Raw genomic sequence first — 21,658 nt, 5'->3', positions numbered from 1 at the left:
TGTGACGCAGATGTCATAAAGCCGCGAACAAACCGCGGCTTTATGACATCAATCAAGAGCGAAACACGCTCAGAACGCGGCAACCTCCAGCGCCATGATCGTGTCGGCGCCTGACTTCACGCGGGCCAGCAGCGAGCTGTGCTCGGCGACATACTGCTCGGCGAAGAACCGTGCCAGCACCGGCTTGGCGGCGTAGAACGCGGTCTCGGACGAGCCGCCGTCCAGGGCCTCCTGCGCCACGGTCGCGGCCCGCAGCCATATGGCCCCAATCGCGGTCACGGCAAACAGGCGCAGGTAGTCGGTGGCCGCACTGCCCAGGTTGTTCGGTGCGGCGCTGGCCTGCTCCAGCAGGTACTGGGTGCCCTCCTGCAGGGAATCGAACGCCGCCCGCACGTTGGCCGCCACATCCTTGAGGTCATCGCGGCCCGCCGCTGCGTCCAGCGTTTCGGTGATCTCTTGGAAATACGCCTTAACACCACGACCACCGTTCCAGAACAGCTTGCGACCGACCAAGTCCATGGCCTGCACGCCGTTCGTACCCTCGTACATCATGCTGATGCGCGCGTCGCGAGCGATCTGCTCGGCCCCCCATTCGACGATGTAGCCGTGGCCGCCGTAGCACTGCATGCCCAGGTTGGCACCGCGGAAACCCTCGTCGGTAAAGAAGGCCTTGATCACCGGTGTCAGCAGGCTGACGATATCTTCGGCGCGGGTGCGGGTGTCGTCGTCCGGGTGCTTGTGGCGCACATCCAGCATCATCGCGCAGTAGCCGGCCAGCAGGCGGCCACCCTCGACAAAGCTGCGAATCGTGAGCAGCATCTTGCGCACGTCAGGATGCACGAGAATGTTGTCGGCGGGCTTGTCCGGATCCTGCGGTCCGGTCAGCGCGCGGCCCTGGATCCGCTCTTTCGCGTAGTCGGTGGCGTACTGATAGGCCAGCGCGGCCTTGGCCAGGCCCTCGACGCCCACGCCCAGTCGCGCCGCGTTCATCATCGTGAACATCGCTTTGAGCCCGCCATGCTCGGCGCCGATGAGATAGCCGGTGGCGCCCTCGTAGTTCATCACGCAGGTCGCTGACGCCTTGATGCCCATCTTGTGCTCGACGGAGCCACACTTGAGCGAGTTGCGCTCGCCCAGTGAGCCGTCATCGTTCACCAGGAATTTGGGCACGATGAACATCGAGATGCCTTTGGTCCCCGCCGGGGCGTCAGGCAATTTGGCCAGGACCAGGTGGACGATGTTTTCGCTCATCTCATGCTCGCCGCAGGAGATGAATATCTTGGTACCGGTAATCGAGTAGCTGCCGTCACCGTTAGGTTCGGCGCGACTCTTGAGCATGCCCAGGTCGGTACCGGCGTGCGGTTCCGTCAGGTTCATGGTGCCGGTCCATTCGCAGGTTGCCATCTTCGGCAGGAACGTGGCTTTCTGCTCGTCCGTGCCCCAGGTCTGGATCGCGCTGACCGCGCCGTGGGTCAACGACGCGTACATGTACCAGGAGTGGTTTGCTGCGGAAAACATCTCGTCTACCAGCACGGCGACCAGATGCGGCATGCCCATGCCACCAAACTCTTCGGCCGCGTGCATCGTGGCCCAGCCGGCTTCCTGATACTGCTCGAAGGCGGTCTTGAATCCGTCAGGCAGGGTCACTACACCGTCGTTGAGCTTGGCACCTTCGGCGTCACCGATCTGATTCAGCGGGTGCACGACTTCCGAGGCCAGTTTGCCGGCCTCTTCGAACACGGCGTCAATCGTGTCTGGCGTCGCATCGGTATAGCCGAGCGTGTCTCGCAGTGCATCGAACTTGAGCACTTCATTCACGACAAAGCTCATGTCGCGGACGGGGGCCTTGTAATCAGCCATGGTCTTGACTCCTTGGATAGCGATTAAGGTTGCGGGAGCATCGGCGCCAGCCGGCACTCTCAATCAATGAACTGAAGCGGTGTCGGGCAGCGGGCCATTACCCGCGCAGACGATCACCGAAATAAGCGCGCAGTTTGTCCACCTTGGGCTGCGCCACCGCCTGGATATAACCCTGGCCGGGATTCAGGGCGGCGTAATTCTGGTGGTAGCCCTCTGCCTGAAAGAAGGCTTCCAGCGGCTCCAACCGCGTGGCGACAGGCTCATCGAACACGCCGGCGGCGTTGATCTGTGCGATGTAGCGTTCGCCGATCTCGCGCTGCAAGTCGTTGGCGTAGAAGATGGCGGAGCGATACTGGGTGCCGCGGTCGTTGCCCTGGCGATTCACCTGCGTCGGATCATGGGCGACCGCGAAAAAAATTCGCAGGATCTCGCCAAAGGTCGTCCGCAAGGGGTCGAACACGATCTGCACCACTTCCGCATGCTCGGTACTACCGGTGCAAACGGTCTGATAATCCGCCGTGTCTTCGGAACCACCGGCATAGCCGGACAGCACTGAACTCACCCCGACCAGCTCGCGATAAACCGCTTCCACACACCAGAAACAACCGCCCGCGAGCACGGCGAGCGTGCCCACACGATCACTCTGATCCGCCGGGTCAAAATCCGGCGCGGGGAACTCGCTGGGCGAGATTTTCAGGCTGGTCCGGTCGAATAGGCTCATGGAATCGCGGGTCGGCGCAGCAAAGTACGGCCGCGTATATTATCGCCCTCGCGCCAATCATGCGCGACGCGCATATCCCCAACGGGATCAGGGAGAGAGACGGATGGAATACTTCAAAGCATTCATCGGCGGCTTTGTCGCGACACTGGTCTGCCACCAGGGCGTGTACACCCTGTTCTATATGGCCGGGGCAGCCCTGCCTGCTCCGCCCTTCAATATGGCGGCCACGGCGCCGCTAGGCATCCCGGCCGTCATTTCACTCGCCTTCTGGGGCGGCATCTGGGGCCTGCCGATCTGGTGGATGCTGCGCAACGCCCATGGAGTGGGCTACGGGCTCCGCGCGCTCATTCTCGGGGCAGTCCTCCCGAGTGCGGTTGCACTGTTCATCGTCTTTCCGATCAAGGGGATGGCGTTCGCTGCCGGCTGGAATCCGCAGGTCATCATCGGCGCGCTGATTCTCAACGGCGCCTGGGGGCTGGGCGTGGCGTTATTCATGTGTCTGGCGAACCGTCCAGCCGGTGCGCCGGCCGGTACCTGACCGACCGGCGCCAAGCGCCTAGCTGCCGCGATAGCGGCTGAGTATCCCGGCGATGTGACCGGCGGACTGCAAGCGATCCAAGGCTGCGTTCATCGCCTGCACCTGGTCGTTGGAGACGCTGTTCTTGGAGAACATGAACGTCACTGACCCCCTGTGGACATTCCCGCGCAGCTGCTTGATCGACGTGCCCATGCCGGTTCGCCGCAGCACCGCTCCGGCCACATAGGGATCGCCGATCACCACGTCTACCAGCCCTTCTTCCAGATGGCGGTAATTCGCTTCGGGAACCGGCGCCGGGACAATCTGCTCGTCGTAATCCGGATTGGAGAGCAGCGCCTGCGCATCCTCGCCGTAGTAATAGCCATCGGTGATCCCGACCCGCTTGCCGTCCGCCAGCAGCTGCCCGAGGCTTAGGCCCTGGTAGGCCTGAACGCCACCGTTGTGGGCAAACAAGACAAAGGACTCATCGCGATACGGCTCGGAAAAGTGGGCGAAGTCACGCCGGTCGCTGGTCGGCGTGGCCGCCATCAGTACATCCACGTCGCCGGCTTGCAACTCTTCCAGCAGGGCCACCCAATTGCCCTTGCGGAAGTCCAGCCGGCATCCGGCGGATTCACCGAGCTGGCGAACGAGGTCCACATCCAGACCTGTCACCGCACCATCGACGGCCTCGTAGCTATAGGGTTCCCAAGGGTCCCATCCCACGGTCATTACGCAACTGGCTTTTTTTTGCGGGGCGGTCTCAGCCGCCGTGGTCGTGTTCGTCGCGGGCTGACAGCCGGCAACCGTTAACAGTCCGGCCAGGGCCGGCAGAATCCATCGCCTCATTGTTCTCCTCCTGATACGTTCCGCGGACCCGGACGCTCTGATGGCGCCGTGCAATGGTTCGCCCGGGCAGTCTATGCCTCTGGACAGGCCGGCGGTAGTTTCGGTGCGTCGACCGCCCAGGGACGCGCTGATGGACGCGCGTCACCAGGCCTCCAGTCCCAACAAGATGCCCAAACGCCATGCAGGGTCGCGGCATGTTCAGATTTTTCAGCTGCGACCGTCGCCCGCATACTGATCGGAGTCTCAACAGGGAGCGCGCAGGATGAGTGATGGCCGGAAACCTTCTGTAGCGTTCGCGCTAGGCCTGGGCCTGGTGATGACAGCCTGTTCGATGTCGAGCACGCCACCCGCCGAGCCCTCGCCAGAGTTCGCACCGCGGGAGGTCGTGGACATCGTACTCACGGCGTTGCGTAGCAATAACGAACCCGCGCCGGATACGGGCATCGCCACCGCGTTTGCGTTCGCATCCCCCGGCAACCGGGAAAGCACCGGCCCGTTGCCCCGGTTCATTCAGATGATCGAGGCCGGATACGCCCCACTTATCGACCACCGCAGCGCCGAAATCGGCCCGCCGGTGGAACGCGGTGATCGCCTGGTCTTCCCCGTTCGCATCTACCCGCAGGAAGGCCCGGTACGGCTTTATCTGTTCGTGCTCGCCGAACAGGCTGACCCCACCTGCACCGGCTGCTGGATGACAGACGGCGTGGTCGAGCACACCGAACTGGTCACGCCGGAGTTATCGATCTAGGGGCGTTAGTAGTCCCGCCGTGGCCGTAGATACGCATCATCGGTGATCGCGAATGGGACCTCGCGGCCGACCAGCGCCTCAAGCATTCGCAACTCGACGTCTTCGTGATCGATAAACGGCGCGGGAATGATCCAGCTGCCCGCCTCAGGCGCACCGAGAATGTAACGTGGGGCGTCATGATGCCGGGCGGTGATCTGCTCGCGTACGTCCGTTGCCAATGTCGCCTGCAGTTCGGTGCTCCCGTAACAGGTGCAGAGGTACGTCCGGTCACCATCTGCCGCCGCGTAGACCCCGGTTCCGCGAATCCCGATGGTCGCCGTGGGCGTGTGAATCCAAATCGGCTGCTGGCGTTGACCGAAGACCGTGAGCATGGCCCCGGTGACGAGACGAAAGGCCTGTTTTGCTGCAGACAACCCCAGGTTCACCGAGCTGCGTCGGCGTATCAGAAAGGCGTCGCTGCCCACGGCGGCGACCAGTTCCCCATCGTCGCCGGTTTCAATGCGATCGTCCGGCCCGATCAGCGTCTCGAGCGTGGCCGGCAAGCCGTTGACGCGGACGTCGCCGCGGACACGAAACACGGACCTGCCCGCTGGCAGGGGGTTTGGAACCTCGCCAAACGGAGCCGTCTGCCCCGCGGTCATCCAACCCAGCCCGCCGATCAGCCAGCCCGATTGCAACGCGCGCTCCAGAAAACGCCGCCGCGCGTCATCAACATCATCGTGAGTGCTCACGCCAGTCCCCATCCATAGGCAGCATGCACGATAGCAGTTGCCAACGGCCGGGCACCGGCGAAGCGCGCCCGACATGCGATGGGGTTTGCTTGTTGGAGGCCACAACGCAAGAATTCGCCGCGTCGACAACGGGGAACGCAACGTGGCAGGGAGCTTTAGCTGGATGAATCGCCGTGTGGCTGCGCCCCGGCCCCGGCCCGCGGTTTGGCGAGCCGGGCTGGCGCTTGGCCTCGCCGCCCTGCCGTCGATTGCCGTGGCCAACTGGACCTGGCAGGGCCAAAACGGCCTGATCTATGATTCGAACACCAATCACGCGGCGCGCTCGGACCAGCGGCAACAAAGCCTGGCTGTGACTCAGTCGCTACGCGGACAGACCGTTCGCCTGCTCAACGCGCATCAGGCACTGCGCTGGCATGTCGGGGCGCACACCGCACAAAACCTCCGATTCACTGCCTTGTCATACGCCCAGGCCGAGTCCGGCGTGGCGTGGAGCTACCAACCCGGAGCCGGTTTCCATGCCGCGCTGTGGTCGATCTCCACCAACCTGCAATGGCATGAAACCGGCGATCGCCTACGCGACGGAGCCAGAACGGCAGTTCGCGCCAGCGTGACCTCGCAGCTAACGACACGCCTGCAAGCTCGGGTATCGGCACGCTTCGACGCTCAGGCAACGGCGTCAGACGCATTCTCCACCTGGCGTCTGGGTGCCGGCGGGCGGTTGGATTGGCAAGCCACGCCAGCCGTCGCGATCTATGTCGACATGAAGTGGTTGGATGGCGAGTTCACAACAACGGTGGGCGAATCGACGGATCTGGGCAGCGACTGGACCCGCGACACCGCCTTCGATGTCGACGGCGAGCGCGCCTACCGCCGTTCCGGCCAGGGCGGCAGCGCACTGCTTGGAATGAACTGGCTGCTGACACGCAGCTGTGCGGCCGATCTGGCGATGCGGCAGACTGCGCTGACGGCCGGTGACCAGTCCTACTCCGTCCTATCGATCATGGCGGATCTAATCTACCGGTTCTGACCCCCGACCCAAGCGTTTCCAATCCCATGCAATCACTCTGGCTTCCACTCTCTGCCCTGTTCGGCTTTCTCGGTGTCGCCCTCGGCGCCTTTGGCGCACATGCACTACGCCAGCGTCTGGATTCAGACATGCTCCGGGTGTGGGAAACCGCGGTGAACTACCAGTTCTGGCACGCGCTGGCGTTGCTGGGTGTCGGGCTGCTTCTGCTGCGCGGTGCCTCGGGTTGGCTCAACGCCTCCGGCCTGCTGTTTGCACTCGGCATTCTGCTGTTTTCAGGCAGCCTTTATGCGCTGGCGCTGTCGGGCATCCGCGTGCTGGGCGCAATCACACCGCTGGGCGGATTGCTGTTTCTGGCCGGTTGGGCCTGCCTGCTGGTCGGGACGCTGAAGCTGACCTAAAGCCTGGCCGCCGGATTGTCCTTTCCGGGTTTTGCGGCTGCCTCGTCGCCACGCAACGGCAGGCCTGGACCGGGACGCCCCTGCTCCAGCCGCACGTCGGCGTCCACGCCGTAGTCGAGCAGCTGCTCCTTGAGGATTTGCACCGTGCGGGCATGCACCAGCTTGCGGACAAAATTCGGCGAGATACCGGCAAGGGTTCCAGCCAGCCAGGACTGGCGTCGCGCCAGCTCCATCGGGTTGAGGATACGGATGGCGATGTAGGTATCCGAGCGCGAGGACGCATCGCCGACAGACTGGACCAAGCCTGCGGCCTTCGACCGAAGCCGCTGCAACCGCAGTAAACAGGCGACCAGACCGAATAGCAGAGCACCTTCGATCAGCCAGTGCGCGAATTGCGGGATCATGCAGGAGCGAGACTCGGGCGAAGCGGAGCATAGTGTAGCCGGGCCGGCCGAACCGGACACCACGACAAAAAACGGCGAGCCCAGGGCTCGCCGTTATGGAAGGCCGGTCGGTCGCTACGCGCTAGCGCCCTTTCTTGTCGGCCCAGCGTTCAGCGCGTTCGCGGAATTTTTCACGCTTTTTCGCCGCGCGTTCTTTCATCTCCGTACGCTGTTCCGGGGTCAGCACTTGTGCAACCTGCCTCCGCAGCTCGCTGCCATGCAACACCTGCTCGCGCTTGAGTTCCGCTGCTTCATTGGCCAGCGTCTGCACATCGGTCTGGTAGTCACCAGCCGTGGGGTCCAACTCCATCATCTTGTCGTGCAGCGAACGCGTGCGTTCCCTCAGCGCCTGAGACTCCGGCTGATTGGCTTCCATGATGCTGCCGATCTGGGACTTCTGTTCATCGGTCAGATCCAGGCCCTTGAACATGTGCTTCATGTAACCGCCGTCGTGGTCCGGACGCGCCAGGGCAGGCGTGCTCAGCATGGTCAGGGCGGACAGGGACACCAGGGCAATCGTGATCAATCGTTTCATCGGGAAAACTCCGTCGGTAAGTGACGAACACTTTGTACGCCGGGCGCGGGTCAAGTTGCGTTGCGGTCGTGTAAAGATGCGTAAAGCGCTCGCCAGACACAAAACGCTGCGGGCACACTGCCCCCATGAATACGCGGCCTCGCATCCTGATCGCAGACGACGATACGGCGCTCTGCGACCTTCTGATCGACTATCTGGCGACCCAGTCTCTGGACGCCTTCGCCGTGCACAGCGCCGAGGCCGCACTGGACACACTGAGCCAGACCGACAACCCTCCCGACGCCATGGTGCTGGATGTCATGCTCCCCGGCATGACCGGGCTCGACGCGCTTTCACAGATCCGAGCGGGGTGGGATCTGCCCGTGCTAATGCTCTCCGGCCGCGGCGAACCGCTGGACCGCATTATCGGCCTGGAGCTGGGCGCCGACGACTACCTGCCCAAGCCGGCCATGCCGCGCGAACTGGTGGCCAGGCTGCGAGCCCTGCTCCGCCGCCACCAGCCCCGCCCGCGCGCCGCCCCGGAGACGCTACGCCTCGCCGGTGTGGAGCTGGACACGGGCCGGCGGTCGGTGCGATGCGGCACGACACCGCTTAACTTGACGGCCGCCGAGTTCGAAATGCTTCGCAGCTTTTTGTCGCAGCCGGGTGATGTCATCTCCCGCGAAGCGCTCACCGAACAGGCGCTGGGGCGCAGCCTGGAGCGTTACGACCGCGCCGTGGACGTCCACGTGAGCCGCCTGCGCAAGAAGCTCACGGACGCCGAGGCCGGGCTGCGGATCGACACCGTACGCGGCGCCGGCTACGCGCTGGTGGAACACGATGAGGGGTAGCCTGACGCTCCGGTTGTTGATGGCATTCTGGCTCGCGCTGGTGGTGACACTGTTGATCAGCGTTTTCGTCACCCAGCGCATCAATGCTTACCGCGCCTGGTCCGCGCTGGATGCCGAGCAACTGGCTGATGCCGTCACCGCCGCACAATACCGGGGCCGCGCCGCGACACGCGAGCTGCATCGGCGCCTGCGTGAACGCGGTTACCGGCTGGTCATCATTCGCGGCTCACGCCCACTGCCACCGGAACTGGAATCGCTGCGCAACGAGATCATGAACGCGCCGGCGGGCAAACTGCGGTTGCCCCGCGGCGGGCTGGCCGTTATCGCACCCGTGACCGAGCCCGATGGCGATCAGGTCACCGCAGTCGCGGTCCAGATGCCGGGAGAGCGACCGGTCTCGCCGGGGCTGGCGCTGGGGCTGCACTTGGTGCTCTCGCTGTTGGTTATCACCTTGGTGGCCTGGTGGGTAGCGCGCCGGCTGACCCGCCCCGTCCGAGGCATCCAGCAGGCCGTGCGACGCTTTGCGGGCGGCGAATTGGGCACGCGGGTCGCGCCCGAGCACCGGAGTGGTCAGGATGAAATCGCCGCCCTTGCCCGTGATTTCGACTCCATGGCCGCCCGCATCGAAACGCTTGTTCGCGACCGTGATCGCCTGCTGCACGATGTGTCCCACGAGATCCGTTCGCCGCTGGCACGGATGCGTCTGGCACTGGAACTCGCCCGCGCCCAGCGACCGGATGCGCTGGATCGCTGCGATGCCGAGGTGGACCGCATCGATGACCTGGTGGAGGAGATTCTGACCTTCGCCAGGCTCGATCCGGAGCAGGTGTCGGAGCACAGCCGCATTCAGCGTGAATCCACCGACCTCGCCCAATTGTGCCGGGATGCCGGGGAACGCCACGGGATTCTTGCGGACGAAAGAGACATTCGGCTGGACATCAAAACCCCGGACCGGCTGGACGCCCAAGTGGACATACGATTGATTGATCGTGCGCTGGACAATTTGATCTCCAATGCGCTGCGCTACGCCAACACGCGTGTTCGCGTGCATCTGGGCCGCACGCCGGACGGCATCCGCATGGCGGTTGAAGACGACGGTCCCGGTGTGCCCCCCGGTCAGTTGCCGCGCGTCTTCGAGCCGTTCTGGCGGGGCGGAGACGGCCATGGCACCGGGTACGGCCTGGGCCTGGCACTGGTCGACCGCGTCGCCCGGGCGCACCACGGGCAGGTACAGGCGCAGACCGCCCAACCGCATGGCTTGATCGTGACGCTGTTGTTTCCGGCGTTCGAGGCCACGACCTAATATGCGGCCTGTCGTGCTGTTTACCGACTTCGGCTTCGACGGACCTTATGTCGGGCAGCTACGCCTGGCCGCCCACCGCTGGGGCCCGCATGTCCCGGTCTTCGACCTGATGCACGATGCGCCGGCCTTTTCGCCTATCGCCGCCGGTTGGCTGCTGGCGGCACTGGTAGAGCGCCTGCCCCAGGACGCCGTGGTCTGCGCCGTGATCGACCCCGGTGTTGGCACGCGCCGCCGCCCGGTCATCCTGCGCGCAGGTGGCCGCCTGTTCGTGGGGCCGGACAACGGCCTGCTGAATCGCGTGGCCGAACAGGAACAGAACGCCCGCTGGTGGGCGCTGGACTGGGTGCCGGAACGGCTCTCGGCCAGCTTTCATGGCCGCGACCTGTTCGCACCCGCGGCGGTCCGGCTCGCGCAGGGCGACTGGCCGGACCATTCGCCGGTGTCGGCGCCGAGCCGCGATGCCTCCGGCTCGCCGGCGCAGATCATCTATGCAGACGGCTTTGGCAATGCCTGGACCGGACTGCGCCAGCTGGAATCCACGGCGCAAATCCAAGCGGAACAGACGCGGTTTCGCCACGCCAGCACCTTTGGTGATCGGGCACCGGGCGAGCCACTCTGGTACCTGAACTCGAATGGTTTCGTCGAACTTGCGGTCAATCAGGGCTCGGCTGTGGAAGCCGCCGGACTCGGCATCGGCACGCCGGTCACACTCGATCTGGCCCCGCGCTAAGCGGCGACCGCTGCCACCCCACAACCCAGACCAAAATAACCGCGCACGGCAGCCAGTTGCTCACGGGCAGATTCCAACGTCATCGCCGTTTTGAGAAAGCGGGCCTGGTCGGGGTGGCCGTCGGCATACCAGCCGATGTGCTTGCGCGCGACGCGCACACCGCGACGCTCGCCATATAGCGTGTAAAGGCCGTCGAGGTGCTCGCTGAGCCAGCCGCCGATTTGCCCGGATGGCGGCGCCGGCAGCGTCTCACCCGTGCGTAGAAAATGATCGATCTCGCGGAAGATCCAGGGCCGTCCCTGCGCCGCTCGGCCGATCAGCAAACCATCGGCGCCGGTCACACGCAGAACCTCTTGCGCCTTTTGGGGCGAGTCGACATCGCCATTGGCGAACACCGGAATGGTCACCGCGTTCTTAACGGCGCGAATCGTGTCGTACTCTGCCAACCCGGTGTATTTCTGGTCGCGCGTGCGACCGTGGATGGCGATCGCAGCGATACCGGCCTGTTCGGCGATCTGCGCGATTCGAACGGCGTTGCGATGCTCGGCACACCAGCCTGTCCGCGTTTTCAAGGTCACGGGGACCGGCACGGCCTCGACCACGGCTTCGAGAATGCCTGCCACCAGCGGCTCATCCCGCATCAGCGCGGAGCCCGCATCCCGCTTGCAGACCTTCTTCGCCGGACAACCCATGTTGATGTCGATGATGTCGGCACCGTGGGCGACGTTATGTCGCGCTGCGTTGGCCATCATGGCGGGGTCATAGCCGGCGATCTGGACCGAAATCGGACCAGACTCGCCGCGATGGTCCATGCGCGCACGCGACTTGGGCGTATCCCACAACCCGGGATCAGCGCTGAGCATCTCCGACGGCGCCAGGCCGGCGCCCAGACGCCGGCAAAGCTGCCGAAACGGCTTGTCGGTCACGCCGGCCATGGGCGCCAGCACCAGAGCGGGTTCTATGGAATGTGGGCCGATCTGCATGGGGGGATTTTCGCAGGGTTCGCCGCCGGCCGCGACGGGGGTCAATCGTCCAGCGCGCGGTCGATGCTGCCGCGGTCCAGCGTGTCCTTGCGCCGCTGCACCTCGATCGGCGTGGGGTCGTCGTCAGCGGGGCTCGCTTGCGCCGGCGCCTCGTCGCTGTCCTTTTTCTTGTCCTTCGCCTCGTCCGGAGGGTCGAGAATGTCCTTCGCAGCCTGCGGAATGGACCACTCGGTCAGGCTATAGCCGGCCTGCGTCATCTTTTTCGCCAGACCCGCCACGGCACGTGACGTCCCGTGAGAGGTGGTGATGGACGTCCCACGACGGACGATGGCCGTCTCCAGGCGCTCCAGAAACGTGCCGCGGTCACGCACGATGTTGCCGGACGAGATGCGCGAAAAAGCCCAGCGCTCGGCGGAACGAAATGCCAGCGAATCCGTCGCCACGGCACCAAGGCCGTCGAAGACGATCAGGGTGATTTCCCCGGCCTTGCGGACCTGAGCGCGCCTCAAGGCGCTATCGAGCAGACTCATGCTCATCCTGAATCGAGTCCTCGTCGAATAAAGAGTGCCGGGGCGTCTTGCTGCCCTAGGGAAACACTGATCTATTCCCGCCGCCAAGTTGCCCCGGCGCTGCCGCGTTGTCGAAACAACGCCGCGCGAAATCCGCAATGCGTCCCGCGATGGCGTCGGGTTCGACATGGTGCGGAGCATGGCCGAGCCCCGGCAACATTTGAACCTCGGCATCGGGCAGTAATGCCGCCAGGCGCTGACCATGGTTCCAAAATGGAACGATAGCGTCAGATTCGCCATGCATGACCAACAACGGCCGGCGAATCGTCGGATAGCGCGTGCTTTGCGCCTGAAGATAAGCGTTCAGCCGCACCAAGTCGCGCGCGTTGGACCAAAACGCCCGGGGCCGCACGGCCAGCGCGGCGCCGATGCGTTCAGCATAGCCGTCCGGAACGGCATTCGGACGGAAGATCTTCGCGATCGCGGCGGGCATCAGCGACGGGCCCAGTAGCGGCACGACCGTATGACAAAACAGCTGCCCCAGAATCGGTACGCGCGCGACATGCGTTGCCCAGCCAATGCCGCCCACCCAATGACTGGCCACACCGGCCAGGCTGATACCGCCGGCGACGCGATCCGGCTGATCCGTCAGGGCCGCGAGCACCACCGAACCCGACCATGAATGGCCGACGATCACGGGCGACTCGGCGCCCAGCTCCTCGGCGACATTCAACACGAAATCGGCCAAATCGCTGGGATTGAGCCAGGCGCCGGTACCGGCACTGTGGCCCAGTCCCGGCCGGTCAATGGCGATGACGCGGAACTCGCGGGCCAGGATGGGAAAAATGCTTTCCGTCCAATCACGCAGATTGGAACTGGCCCCATGCAGCAGGATCAGCGGCGGGCCGCTACCGGCCTCCACCACATGCACATCGTGGCCATCGAGCCGACGAACCGTGCCAACGGGAGGACAGGAGCGCTCGATCAGACGGGCGCGACGCTGCCCCGCCCAGAGCAGCAGAACGAGAACAACCGCCAGCAGCGTCATGCGCCCCCTGCCCTAGCGCCCAATCGCCTTGGCGCCGATATCGCGGCGCAGATGCACCTTGTCCCAGGTGATGCGATCAGCGCCCGCGTAAGCGGCCTGTTGCGCCGCCGCCACATCGTCGCCCAGCGCGGTCACACACAGCACGCGCCCGCCCGAGGTGACGATGTCACCCTCGTCGTTCTGCGCCGTGCCGGCGTGAAACACCTTGGCACCCGAGGCCGCGGCCGCGGCCAACCCCTGGATCGGAAGACCTTTGTCGTAGGCGCCGGGATAACCGCCGGCGGCCATCACCACGCCCAGTGCGGCCTGTGGATTCCAGCGCGCGCTCATCAGGCCGAGATGGCCGTCCACGGCCGCCAGGCAGAGGTCGAACAAATCGCTATCCAGCCGCATCAGCAACGGCTGGGTTTCCGGATCACCCAGCCGGCAGTTGAATTCCAGCACCTTGATGTTGCCCGCATCGTCCACCATCAGGCCGGCGTAGAGAAAACCGAGATATTCGATACCGTCGGCCGCGAAACCGGCCAGCGCGCGGTCGATCACCTCGCGCCGAATGGCCTCGTGGATGGCTGGCGTCACCACCGGCGCGGGCGAGTACGCTCCCATGCCGCCGGTGTTCGGGCCCTGGTCGCCATCCAGCGCGGGTTTGTGATCCTGCGACGAGGCGAATTCGACCACCGCCTGGCCGGCCGCCATGACGATAAAACTCGCCTCCTCGCCCGGCAGGAACTCCTCGATCACCACGCGAGCACCGGCCGCACCGAAACTGCCGTCGTCCAGCATGTCGCGCACGGCGGCTTCGGCCTCGGCCAGATCCTGGGCCACCACCACGCCCTTGCCCGCCGCCAGGCCATCCGCCTTGATGACAATCGGCGCGCCCTGCTCACGCAGGTAGGCCAGCGCGGCTTCGGTGTCCGTGAATTCGGCGTAGGCCGCCGTCGGAATGCCATGGCGCTGCATGAAGGCCTTGGCGAACGCCTTGCTGGATTCCAGCTGCGCGCCGGCCTGGGTCGGACCGAAACACCGCAATCCTGCATCACGGAACCGATCGACAATTCCGGCTGCCAGCGGGGCTTCCGGACCGACCACCGTCAGGGCCACGGCTTCGCGATCGGCCAGCGCCAGCAACCCGTCGATGTCATCGGCGGCCACGGGCACGTTCTCGCACAGCGGTTCGGTCGCGGTGCCGGCATTGCCCGGCGCCACCAGCACCCGATCCACCTTGGGCGACTGGGCCAGTTTCCAGGCCAGTGCATGCTCGCGGCCTCCGCCGCCTACTACGAGAACAGTGTGTTCGGCCATAACGGAAATCGGTTGCGAATCGGCAGGCAAATGGCGCGCGAGTTTAGCATCGCCTTGACGCCACCGGCTCTCGGAATCAGAGTCGACGCAACGCTTTTCAGGGGAATGGCATGCGCGTTCGACTTCACCGTTTCACCTCGGGGCTTGCCCTGGTTTTCCTGGCGGTCAGCTCCGCCGCCATCGCGGCCGAACCCGCCGACGACCCCAACCGCTGGGATTTGCGTGACCTGTTCCCGAATGTGTCGGCCTGGAATGCAGAGCGCAACGAGGTCGAGGACTACTTCGACGCGCTGGCCGAATGCGAGGGCCGGCTGGGCAATCCCAAGGGTCTGAACACCTGCCTCGAGCGCTACCACACCGCCCTGAAGCGGCTTTACCGCGTGGGCGTGTACGCCAGCCTGCTGGCCGATCAGGACACCAGCCAGTCGATCCCGCTGGAAATGCGGCAGCAGGTTCGGCGCCTGTACACGCGTTTCAGCGAGGTGACGAGCTATATGGCGCCAGAGTTGATCGCACTGGGCGCCGATACGATCGACGACTTCAAAAAGCGGTTGCCACGGCTGACACGCTACGACCGCCTGCTCGAAGTCACCCTGCGCCAAGCTCCTCACGTGCTCGACCCGCAGCGCGAATCCCTGCTGGCCTCGGCCGGCGCGATGGGCGGCACGCCGTCGGCGATCTACCGAGTGCTCGCCAACGCCAATATTCCGTGGCCGACCATCAAGTTATCCGACGGCGAATCCGTCCGTCTGTCGCAATCCGGATACACCAAATACCGGCAGGTGCCCGAGCGGGACGACCGCAAGCAGGTTTTCGAGGCCTTCTGGTCCACGTGGCAGGACTACGAGCAAACCATGGGCGAAACCTTCCACGCCCATTTGCAACAGGCCAAGTTCTTCGCTGATGCACGCAACTACGACAGCACGCTGGCGGCCGCTCTTGGCGGCACCCACGTGCCCGAAGCCGTGTACCGAAATCTGGTCAAGCAGGTGAACGACAACCTGGACACCCTGCACCGGTATCTAACGCTGCGCGAGCGGATTCTGGGCATCGACCAGATCGAGTACTACGACATCTACCCGCCGCTGGTGGAACTGGAAACCGACTACCCGATCGCGTCAGCCAAGCCTTTGGTTGTCACGGCGATGGCGCCGTTGGGCGAAGACTACGTGGCCAAGCTGTCCGAAGGGCTAAGCGCGCGCTGGATGGATTTGTATCCCCGTGAGAACAAGGTCTCTGGAGCCTATATGTCCGGATCGGCCTACGGGGTGCATCCCTATGTGCTGATGAACTACAACGACGACTTCGAATCGGTTTCGACGCTGGCGCATGAATGGGGCCATGCGGTGCACACCATGCTGTCGTCAGAAACCCAGCCGTTCGAAACGGCGCGCTACCCGATCTTCCTGGCCGAGATCGCCTCGACCGTGAACGAGGTGCTGTTGGTCGATGACCGCATGCAGGTCGCCACGACCGACGACGAGAAGCTCTATTACCTCGGCTTCCTGCTGGAGCAATGGCGGGGCACCTTCTTCCGTCAGGCCATGTTCGCCGAATACGAGTTGCAGGTGCATGAAGCCTTTGCCGACGGCACGCCGCTGTCGGGTGCGCGGCTGTCGGAGATGTATGGCGACATCCTCAAGCGCTACCACGGCCACGATGAAGGCGTGCTGACGATCGACCCCACCTTCCATATCGAGTGGGCCTACATCCCGCATTTCTATCGGAATTTCTACGTCTACCAGTACGCGACTTCGATCACTGCCGGCGCGGCGTTTGCGGAGAAGATTCTCGCCGGAGACACCCAGGCGCGCGACGCCTACCTCAACATGCTGCGGGCGGGCGGCAGCGACGATCCGCATGCTCTGCTGGTCGCCGCCGGCGTGGACATGACGACCGCGGCCCCCTACGAAGCCGTGTTCCGCAAACTCAACGGTGTGATGGATCAGATCGAGGCGATTCTCGACAACCAGGAGCAGTGACATGGCACAGGGATTTGTTCAACGCATCGTCGGCGCCGCGAAGCTCGACGTGGCGACCTACGAAGAGGTCGAAAGCGACCGCAGCGCCACCGGCCAAGCGGCCGGCGTGGTCCTTCTCGTGGTCATCGCCTCCGGCCTCGGGCTGCTCGCGGCCGGTGGGTTCGCCACGCTGCTGATCGCCGCACTCAGCGCGCTGCTGGGCTGGATCGTCTGGGCAGCCGTGATCTATGTCGTCGGCGCTAAACTGCTGCCGGAATCCGGCACCCGCGCCGATGTCGGCGAGCTGATGCGAACCTTGGGCTTTGCGCAGGGACCGGGCCTGCTCCGGGTCTTCGGATTCCTGCCGCTGGTCGGCGGTCTGGTGTATCTGGTGGCCACGTTGTGGACCATCGCGACCACCGTGGTCGCCGTGCGTCAGGCATTGGACTATCGCAGCACCGGCCGGGCGGTGGGCGTGACCATCATCGGTTTTCTGGTCAACGGTCTGGTGTGGTGGGTGTTGCGAGGCTTAACCGGCATCTGAGCCGGGTTCCAGGTGGGCCGCCTGTCGCCCCACGAACACCGTTGGTGGCCGCCGGCCAGTGAGCGCGACCCTTTCTCAACACACGGCATCCTGGGGTTGTGAGCAGTCGATTTGACATCCCGATTTCCGAGCTGACGCTGGCCGCGCTCAAGCGCGGCGACCTGCGCGCCCAGGAATCGATTTATCGGACGTTCCAGCGCCCGGTCTTCGATCTGGCCAGCCGGATGTCGGGTTGCAGCCATCTGGCAGCCGACATCACGCAGGACACCTTCATGCGCGCCTTCGCCAAGGTGAAGACGTTTCGGGGGGACTCGCCGTTCTGGGGCTGGCTGCGCCAGATTGCCGTCCGCGAAACCCTGCAGGTGCTACGCAAGCGCAAGCGCTGGACGGTGCTGATTCCAGAGGCACATGAAGCCGCGGCAGCGCCTGACAGCGACGACAGCTTGCTGGAACAGGCACTAACCCTGCTGCCCGATACGGCTCGCGCGGTGGTGTGGCTTTATCACGTCGAGGGCTACACCCACCCCGAAATCGCCGACCTGATGGGCAAAACGCCCAGCTTTTCCAAATCCCAACTCTCCCGTGCTCACGCCAAGCTGCGCGGCATCCTGCACCCGGATGCCCTGCCGCCTGCGCCCAGTACGGTTTCTCAACCATCGGAGAATCAGCCATGTCTGAAGCCTTTGAGCGCGAGCTGAACTCGCGGCTGCAGGCCTTGGCCGCCTGCTCGCCCCCATCCGACGGGTGGGAACAGTTCCAGCAGCGCCGTCGTCGTCGCCTGCATCGGCCGTTGCTCGCAGCGGCCGCCACGGTCGCGGGTGTCACCATTCTCGTCGCTGCATTGTGGTCTGAACCCGCAGCGATTCCGACGGTTCGCTCGGATGACCTGCAGGCCAGCGACCAGGCCAGCACCTCCCCCAACCCGCTACCAACACTCATCGCGCAGTCACAGGCGCTGGAGCACCAGTGGCGGCAGCGCAAGGTGGCGCTAACGGGCGGCAATGAGGCGCAACGCATCGCCCGTCTCGAAGGTGGCCTGGCGATGATCGATGTACAGCTCAACGCCGCCGCGCCGGGCTCGCCGGAAGAACTCGCGCTCTGGCGCAACCGCGTCCAGCTGATGTCAGCGCTGGTCGCCACACCCCAAACCGACCCCGGACTCCGGACCGCTGCTTACGAGGTCCCGCTATGAACAAAAACAACACCATCCCGACACTGGCGATCACGCGGCTGGCCCCGCGTCTCGCCGCCCATCCAGCCAGCTGGCTGGCCCTCGGCCTGACCGTGGCCGCGTTGTCGCTAAGCCCGAAAGCAACCGCCGGCGATCACGAGACCGAATGGGCCGAGGCCCGCGCCGAGCTGGAGGAACGCCGCGCCGAGGTGGTCGAGCGCCACGCCAAAATCTCGGAACACCGCAGCGTGGAGATCGAACGCGAGATCAAGAGCGCGGAACGCGCGCTGGAACATGCCGAGAAGGAACTGCAACTGGCGGCCGAACGGCTGGCGGAGCTGTCCCTCAAGCACCAGGCCAACGCGCCCCGAGCCTTCGCCTATCGCCTGCTGGGCGGGCGCAAACGCGCCATGCTGGGCGTCACCGTGCGCACGGCCGACGATGAATCAGGCGTCCATATCAACGGCGTGACACCCGGCGGGCCGGCAGAAAAAGCCGGCATGCATGCCGGCGACATCATCATCGCCGCCAACGGACAACGCTTTGAAGGCGACAAGGCACTCAAAGAACTATCGGCCTTCATGGAAGAACTGACACCGGGCGACGAAGTCGATGTCAGCATCATCCGCAGTAGCAAGCGCAAACAGCTCACGGTCAAGACCGATGACCTCTCGTGGCCCAGCGCCGCCGTGGCGGCTGCCCCGCCCGCTCCTCCGGTGCCGGGCATTCACCTGTTCGGATCTGACGCCGACGACGTGCAATGCCCACAGGGCCTGGTCATGGACTTGCAGGATCTGGGCGAAGGCCGACGCGTGATCCGGATCGACCCGCCCGCTGCACCGCGCCCGCCGACGCCCGGCCTTCCGCCGTCTGCCGAGGTCGCCAACGTCGGCGGCGGTTTGACACTGGCGCAACTGAACAAGGAACTGGGCAGCTACTTCGGCACCCAGGTCGGCGTGCTGGTCGTCGCATCCGGCACCGGCCGCACGATGGACCTCGAGCCGGGCGACGTCATCCAATCGGTCAACGGCCAGACGGTCAAGCGACCACGTGACGTGATCCAGCAGCTCGAGCGCGTGGCCACCGGTGAATCCGTCAAGCTCGGCGTGATCCGCCGTGGCGCCAACAAGCAGGTGGCGTCGGTACGGCCGGATCAGTTGCTGGACCATGTCCATGTGCAGTCCTACGCGGTCAGGACGGATTGATCGCAGGCAACAGTCCCGCATGCATCACCCGAGGCCCGGTGGCACCCACCGGGCCTTTTTCATGTCGGCGGCTGGCGGGAGAGCCGATCGGTTAGAATTGGCACCATGGATATCCGCCTCAACGGCCAAGCCTTTGACGCGCCCGACGGCTGCACGCTGCAGGATCTGGTCGAGCGGCTGGGGCTGGCAGGCAAACGCTTGGCGATCGAGGTCAACGGCCGCATCGTGACGCGCAGCGCGCATGCCTCGCATCAGGTACAGCCGGGCGATTCCATCGAAATCGTGCAGGCAATCGGCGGCGGTTGAACCGGCGCCCGACGCCAGGAACTGCACACGGGCCTGCGGTTCTGCCAAAGTAGCCGCCCCATTGAACAACGACAAACGCATGGCTTTCGGTACCGACGAACAGATATCAGACGCCCTGACCATTGCCGGTCACAGCTATCGCTCGCGCTTGCTGGTCGGCACTGGCAAATATGCGTCGATGGAACAAACCGGCGAAGCAATCCGCGCCTCCGGCGCCGAGATCGTCACCGTGGCGATTCGCCGCAGCAACATCGGTCAATCGCCGGACGAACCCAACCTGCTGGATGTGGTGCCACCGGACGAGTTCACCATCCTGCCCAACACCGCCGGCTGCTATACCGCCAAGGATGCCGTGCGTACCTGTCAGCTTGCGCGCGAACTGCTGGACGGCCACAAGCTGGTCAAGCTCGAAGTGCTGGGTGACCCCAAAACCCTGTTCCCCGACGTGCCCGCCACCTTGCAGGCCGCTCAAGAGCTGGTCGATGACGGATTCGACGTGATGGTCTACACCTCTGACGATCCCATCGTCGCCCAGCGCCTGGAAGCCATGGGCTGCGTGGCGGTGATGCCGCTGGCCGCACCGATTGGCTCGGGCCTGGGTATCCAGAACCGCTACAACCTGCTGAGCATCATCGAAAACGCCAGCGTGCCGATCCTGGTCGACGCCGGCGTCGGCACGGCTTCGGACGCCGCCATCGCCATGGAACTGGGCTGCGACGGCGTGTTGATGAACACGGCGATTGCCGAGGCCCGCGACCCGGTCATGATGGCCCGCGCCATGAAGCTTGGCATCGAAGCCGGACGCCTGGCCTTTCGCGCCGGTCGCATGCCGCGACGCCGCTACGCGAGTGCATCCTCCCCACTCACCGACATCATTGAATGAGCGATTCGGCATCTCGTCGCATGTCGGACTCAGACACACCGGCCTACCACCGGCGTATTCGCAGCTTTGTTCGCCGCGAAGGCCGGCTGACCCCGGCGCAGTCCCGCGCGCTGGATGCACTGATGCCGCGCTACGGCGTAGCGGCCGAGGCCTTCGCTGACCCCGCACAGCTATTCGAGCGCCCCGCGCCACTCACCCTGGAGATCGGCTTCGGCGACGGCGAAAACCTGCTCGCGGCCTGCCAACAACACCCCGAACGCAATTTTCTGGGCTTCGAGGTGCACCGCCCCGGTGTCGGCCGTCTCCTGGACCGCGCCGACAAGGCTGGTGTGGTCAACCTGAAAGTAAGCACGGACGATGCCGCCGAAACCCTGGCGCAGTCCGCCATGACACCATGGATCGACAGCCTCTACGTGCTGTTTCCCGACCCATGGCACAAAGCTCGCCACCACAAGCGCCGCCTGATCCAGCCGGCCTTTCTGGACATGCTCGCCGGTCGCATGGGCGCCGGCGCCCGACTGCGGCTGGCCACGGACTGGGCGGACTACGCCGAACACATGCTCGCGGTTTGCGATGCCCATCCCGCGTTCGAAAACGTCAACGGGATCGGTGGGCAGATGCCCACGGCCGACGACCGCATCGAGACCAAGTTCGAACGCCGCGGACTACGGCTCGGCCACACGATCGCCGATTTCGACTACAGGCGTGTCTGAGCGGCATCCCATCATTGCCGTCACCGGTTCATCCGGCGCCGGCACCAGCACGGCCAGCCAGGCCTTCGCCAAGATATTTCAGCGCCTGGGCGTACGCGCCGCCAATATCGAAGGCGACAGCTTCCATGCCTTCGACCGCGTGCAAATGCAGGCAGCGATTCAGCGCGCCCGCATCCGCGGCGAGAACTTCAGCCATTTCGGGCCGGCCTCCAACCACTTCGACAAGCTCGAAGCCCTGTTTCGGCAGTACTCTGACGACGGGTCAGGCATGCGCCGCCGCTACCTGCACACCGACGAAGAGGCCGCCGCCCACGGCCAAGACGCCGGCACCTTCACCGACT

Annotated in this window: 25 protein-coding genes and 1 pseudogene; 16 read left to right on the top strand and 10 right to left on the bottom strand. The window is 64.8% G+C overall.

The genetic code is table 11. The features are described 5' to 3' along the window. Nucleotides 1–69: 69 nt before the first annotated feature. Nucleotides 70–1,860 (bottom strand): acyl-CoA dehydrogenase C-terminal domain-containing protein, encoded by a 1,791-nt coding sequence (locus tag ACE1EY_RS03825; RefSeq protein WP_291514400.1) that lies wholly within the window; start codon nt 1,858–1,860, stop codon nt 70–72. A 97-nt stretch (nt 1,861–1,957) separates the two neighbouring features. Further along, nucleotides 1,958–2,581 (bottom strand): peptide-methionine (S)-S-oxide reductase MsrA, encoded by a 624-nt coding sequence (msrA, locus tag ACE1EY_RS03820; protein WP_291514399.1) that lies wholly within the window; start codon nt 2,579–2,581, stop codon nt 1,958–1,960. Nucleotides 2,582–2,684: 103 nt separating this feature from the next. On the opposite strand from msrA, the gene ACE1EY_RS03815 reads away from it, so the two are divergent. Further along, on the top strand, nt 2,685–3,119 hold the full coding sequence (locus ACE1EY_RS03815; RefSeq protein WP_370299520.1) for a hypothetical protein: 435 nt from the start codon (nt 2,685–2,687) through the stop codon (nt 3,117–3,119). 18 nt (nt 3,120–3,137) lie between these two features. Here ACE1EY_RS03815 and ACE1EY_RS03810 read toward each other — a convergent pair whose 3' ends face one another. Beyond that, complete coding sequence (locus ACE1EY_RS03810) at nt 3,138–3,947, bottom strand: substrate-binding periplasmic protein (protein ID WP_370299519.1); 810 nt, start codon at nt 3,945–3,947, stop codon at nt 3,138–3,140. Nucleotides 3,948–4,209: 262 nt separating this feature from the next. Between ACE1EY_RS03810 and ACE1EY_RS03805 the strand changes: the two genes are divergently transcribed. Next, complete coding sequence (locus ACE1EY_RS03805) at nt 4,210–4,695, top strand: DUF4864 domain-containing protein (RefSeq protein WP_370299518.1); 486 nt, start codon at nt 4,210–4,212, stop codon at nt 4,693–4,695. 5 nt (nt 4,696–4,700) lie between these two features. On the opposite strand, the gene ACE1EY_RS03800 is transcribed toward ACE1EY_RS03805, so the two are convergent. Then, nucleotides 4,701–5,426, bottom strand: coding sequence for a hypothetical protein (locus tag ACE1EY_RS03800; RefSeq protein ID WP_370299517.1), 726 nt, complete (start codon nt 5,424–5,426; stop codon nt 4,701–4,703). A 142-nt stretch (nt 5,427–5,568) separates the two neighbouring features. Here ACE1EY_RS03800 and ACE1EY_RS03795 point away from each other — a divergent pair, with 142 nt between their 5' ends. Next, nucleotides 5,569–6,453 carry a hypothetical protein gene (locus tag ACE1EY_RS03795; RefSeq protein WP_373928039.1) on the top strand — a complete coding sequence of 295 codons (885 nt, stop codon included), beginning with the start codon at nt 5,569–5,571 and terminating at the stop codon, nt 6,451–6,453. A gap of 26 nt (nt 6,454–6,479) precedes the next feature. Further along, complete coding sequence (locus tag ACE1EY_RS03790) at nt 6,480–6,851, top strand: DUF423 domain-containing protein (protein ID WP_291514393.1); 372 nt, start codon at nt 6,480–6,482, stop codon at nt 6,849–6,851. On the opposite strand, the gene ACE1EY_RS03785 is transcribed toward ACE1EY_RS03790, so the two are convergent. Together ACE1EY_RS03785 and ACE1EY_RS03780 are read right to left on the bottom strand one after the other, a co-directional pair. Further along, nucleotides 6,848–7,255 (bottom strand): hypothetical protein, encoded by a 408-nt coding sequence (locus ACE1EY_RS03785; protein ID WP_291514392.1) that lies wholly within the window; start codon nt 7,253–7,255, stop codon nt 6,848–6,850. The genes ACE1EY_RS03790 and ACE1EY_RS03785 overlap by 4 nt on opposite strands. Before the next feature lie 121 nt (nt 7,256–7,376). Continuing rightward, nucleotides 7,377–7,829: a Spy/CpxP family protein refolding chaperone gene (locus tag ACE1EY_RS03780; RefSeq protein WP_291514391.1), complete on the bottom strand. Its 453-nt coding sequence runs from the start codon at nt 7,827–7,829 to the stop codon at nt 7,377–7,379. A 125-nt stretch (nt 7,830–7,954) separates the two neighbouring features. Here ACE1EY_RS03780 and ACE1EY_RS03775 point away from each other — a divergent pair, with 125 nt between their 5' ends. The 3 genes from ACE1EY_RS03775 to ACE1EY_RS03765 are packed head-to-tail and all read left to right on the top strand — an operon-like array spanning nt 7,955 to nt 10,692. Then, nucleotides 7,955–8,659, top strand: coding sequence for a response regulator transcription factor (locus ACE1EY_RS03775; RefSeq protein WP_370299515.1), 705 nt, complete (start codon nt 7,955–7,957; stop codon nt 8,657–8,659). Further along, on the top strand, nt 8,649–9,962 hold the full coding sequence (locus ACE1EY_RS03770; RefSeq protein WP_291514389.1) for a HAMP domain-containing sensor histidine kinase: 1,314 nt from the start codon (nt 8,649–8,651) through the stop codon (nt 9,960–9,962). The genes ACE1EY_RS03775 and ACE1EY_RS03770 overlap by 11 nt, the downstream gene beginning before the upstream one ends. Nucleotide 9,963: 1 nt before the next feature. Beyond that, nucleotides 9,964–10,692, top strand: coding sequence for an S-adenosyl-l-methionine hydroxide adenosyltransferase family protein (locus ACE1EY_RS03765; RefSeq protein WP_370299514.1), 729 nt, complete (start codon nt 9,964–9,966; stop codon nt 10,690–10,692). Here ACE1EY_RS03765 and dusB read toward each other — a convergent pair. The 4 genes from dusB to purD are packed head-to-tail and all read right to left on the bottom strand — an operon-like array spanning nt 10,689 to nt 14,534. Next, a complete protein-coding gene (gene dusB / locus ACE1EY_RS03760) occupies nt 10,689–11,675 on the bottom strand; it encodes a tRNA dihydrouridine synthase DusB (RefSeq protein WP_370299513.1) in 987 nt (328 codons plus the stop codon). The genes ACE1EY_RS03765 and dusB overlap by 4 nt on opposite strands. 41 nt (nt 11,676–11,716) lie before the next feature. Beyond that, the gene (locus tag ACE1EY_RS03755; RefSeq protein WP_373928038.1) at nt 11,717–12,211 is read right to left on the bottom strand and encodes a hypothetical protein; all 495 of its coding nucleotides are present in this window, start codon (nt 12,209–12,211) and stop codon (nt 11,717–11,719) included. A 49-nt stretch (nt 12,212–12,260) separates the two neighbouring features. Beyond that, nucleotides 12,261–13,232 carry an alpha/beta fold hydrolase gene (locus ACE1EY_RS03750; protein ID WP_291514385.1) on the bottom strand — a complete coding sequence of 324 codons (972 nt, stop codon included), beginning with the start codon at nt 13,230–13,232 and terminating at the stop codon, nt 12,261–12,263. 12 nt (nt 13,233–13,244) lie between these two features. Continuing rightward, entirely contained in the window at nt 13,245–14,534 is a 1,290-nt protein-coding gene (gene purD, locus ACE1EY_RS03745) for a phosphoribosylamine--glycine ligase (protein ID WP_291514384.1), read from the bottom strand. Between the two features lie 110 nt (nt 14,535–14,644). Between purD and pepF the strand changes: the two genes are divergently transcribed. The 9 genes and pseudogenes from pepF to ACE1EY_RS03700 form a co-directional block, all read left to right on the top strand. Then, nucleotides 14,645–16,516, top strand: coding sequence for an oligoendopeptidase F (gene pepF / locus ACE1EY_RS03740; protein ID WP_370299512.1), 1,872 nt, complete (start codon nt 14,645–14,647; stop codon nt 16,514–16,516). A 1-nt stretch (nt 16,517) separates the two neighbouring features. Beyond that, complete coding sequence (locus tag ACE1EY_RS03735; RefSeq protein ID WP_291514382.1) at nt 16,518–17,039, top strand: YIP1 family protein; 522 nt, start codon at nt 16,518–16,520, stop codon at nt 17,037–17,039. A gap of 98 nt (nt 17,040–17,137) precedes the next feature. After that, nucleotides 17,138–17,737 (top strand): sigma-70 family RNA polymerase sigma factor, encoded by a 600-nt coding sequence (locus ACE1EY_RS03730; RefSeq protein ID WP_291514381.1) that lies wholly within the window; start codon nt 17,138–17,140, stop codon nt 17,735–17,737. Continuing rightward, nucleotides 17,710–18,231 carry a hypothetical protein gene (locus ACE1EY_RS03725; RefSeq protein WP_291514380.1) on the top strand — a complete coding sequence of 174 codons (522 nt, stop codon included), beginning with the start codon at nt 17,710–17,712 and terminating at the stop codon, nt 18,229–18,231. The genes ACE1EY_RS03730 and ACE1EY_RS03725 overlap by 28 nt, the downstream gene beginning before the upstream one ends. Continuing rightward, on the top strand, nt 18,228–19,415 hold the full coding sequence (locus ACE1EY_RS03720; RefSeq protein WP_370299511.1) for a PDZ domain-containing protein: 1,188 nt from the start codon (nt 18,228–18,230) through the stop codon (nt 19,413–19,415). The genes ACE1EY_RS03725 and ACE1EY_RS03720 overlap by 4 nt, the downstream gene beginning before the upstream one ends. A 105-nt stretch (nt 19,416–19,520) precedes the next feature. Further along, nucleotides 19,521–19,721, top strand: coding sequence for a sulfur carrier protein ThiS (gene thiS / locus ACE1EY_RS03715; protein ID WP_291514378.1), 201 nt, complete (start codon nt 19,521–19,523; stop codon nt 19,719–19,721). 79 nt (nt 19,722–19,800) lie between these two features. Beyond that, on the top strand, nt 19,801–20,604 hold the full coding sequence (locus tag ACE1EY_RS03710; protein WP_370299510.1) for a thiazole synthase: 804 nt from the start codon (nt 19,801–19,803) through the stop codon (nt 20,602–20,604). Next, complete coding sequence (trmB, locus tag ACE1EY_RS03705; RefSeq protein ID WP_370299509.1) at nt 20,601–21,317, top strand: tRNA (guanosine(46)-N7)-methyltransferase TrmB; 717 nt, start codon at nt 20,601–20,603, stop codon at nt 21,315–21,317. The genes ACE1EY_RS03710 and trmB overlap by 4 nt, the downstream gene beginning before the upstream one ends. Next, nucleotides 21,310–21,658: pseudogene (locus tag ACE1EY_RS03700) on the top strand (phosphoribulokinase); the annotation flags it as partial. The gene trmB and the pseudogene ACE1EY_RS03700, both read left to right, overlap by 8 nt.

The sequence above is a fragment of the Abyssibacter sp. genome (assembly GCF_964229365.1).
Classification (GTDB): Bacteria; Pseudomonadota; Gammaproteobacteria; order Nevskiales; family OUC007; genus Abyssibacter.
The sequence above is the reverse complement of the archived record's forward strand: the minus strand, read 5'-3'. Positions and strand labels throughout refer to the sequence as shown.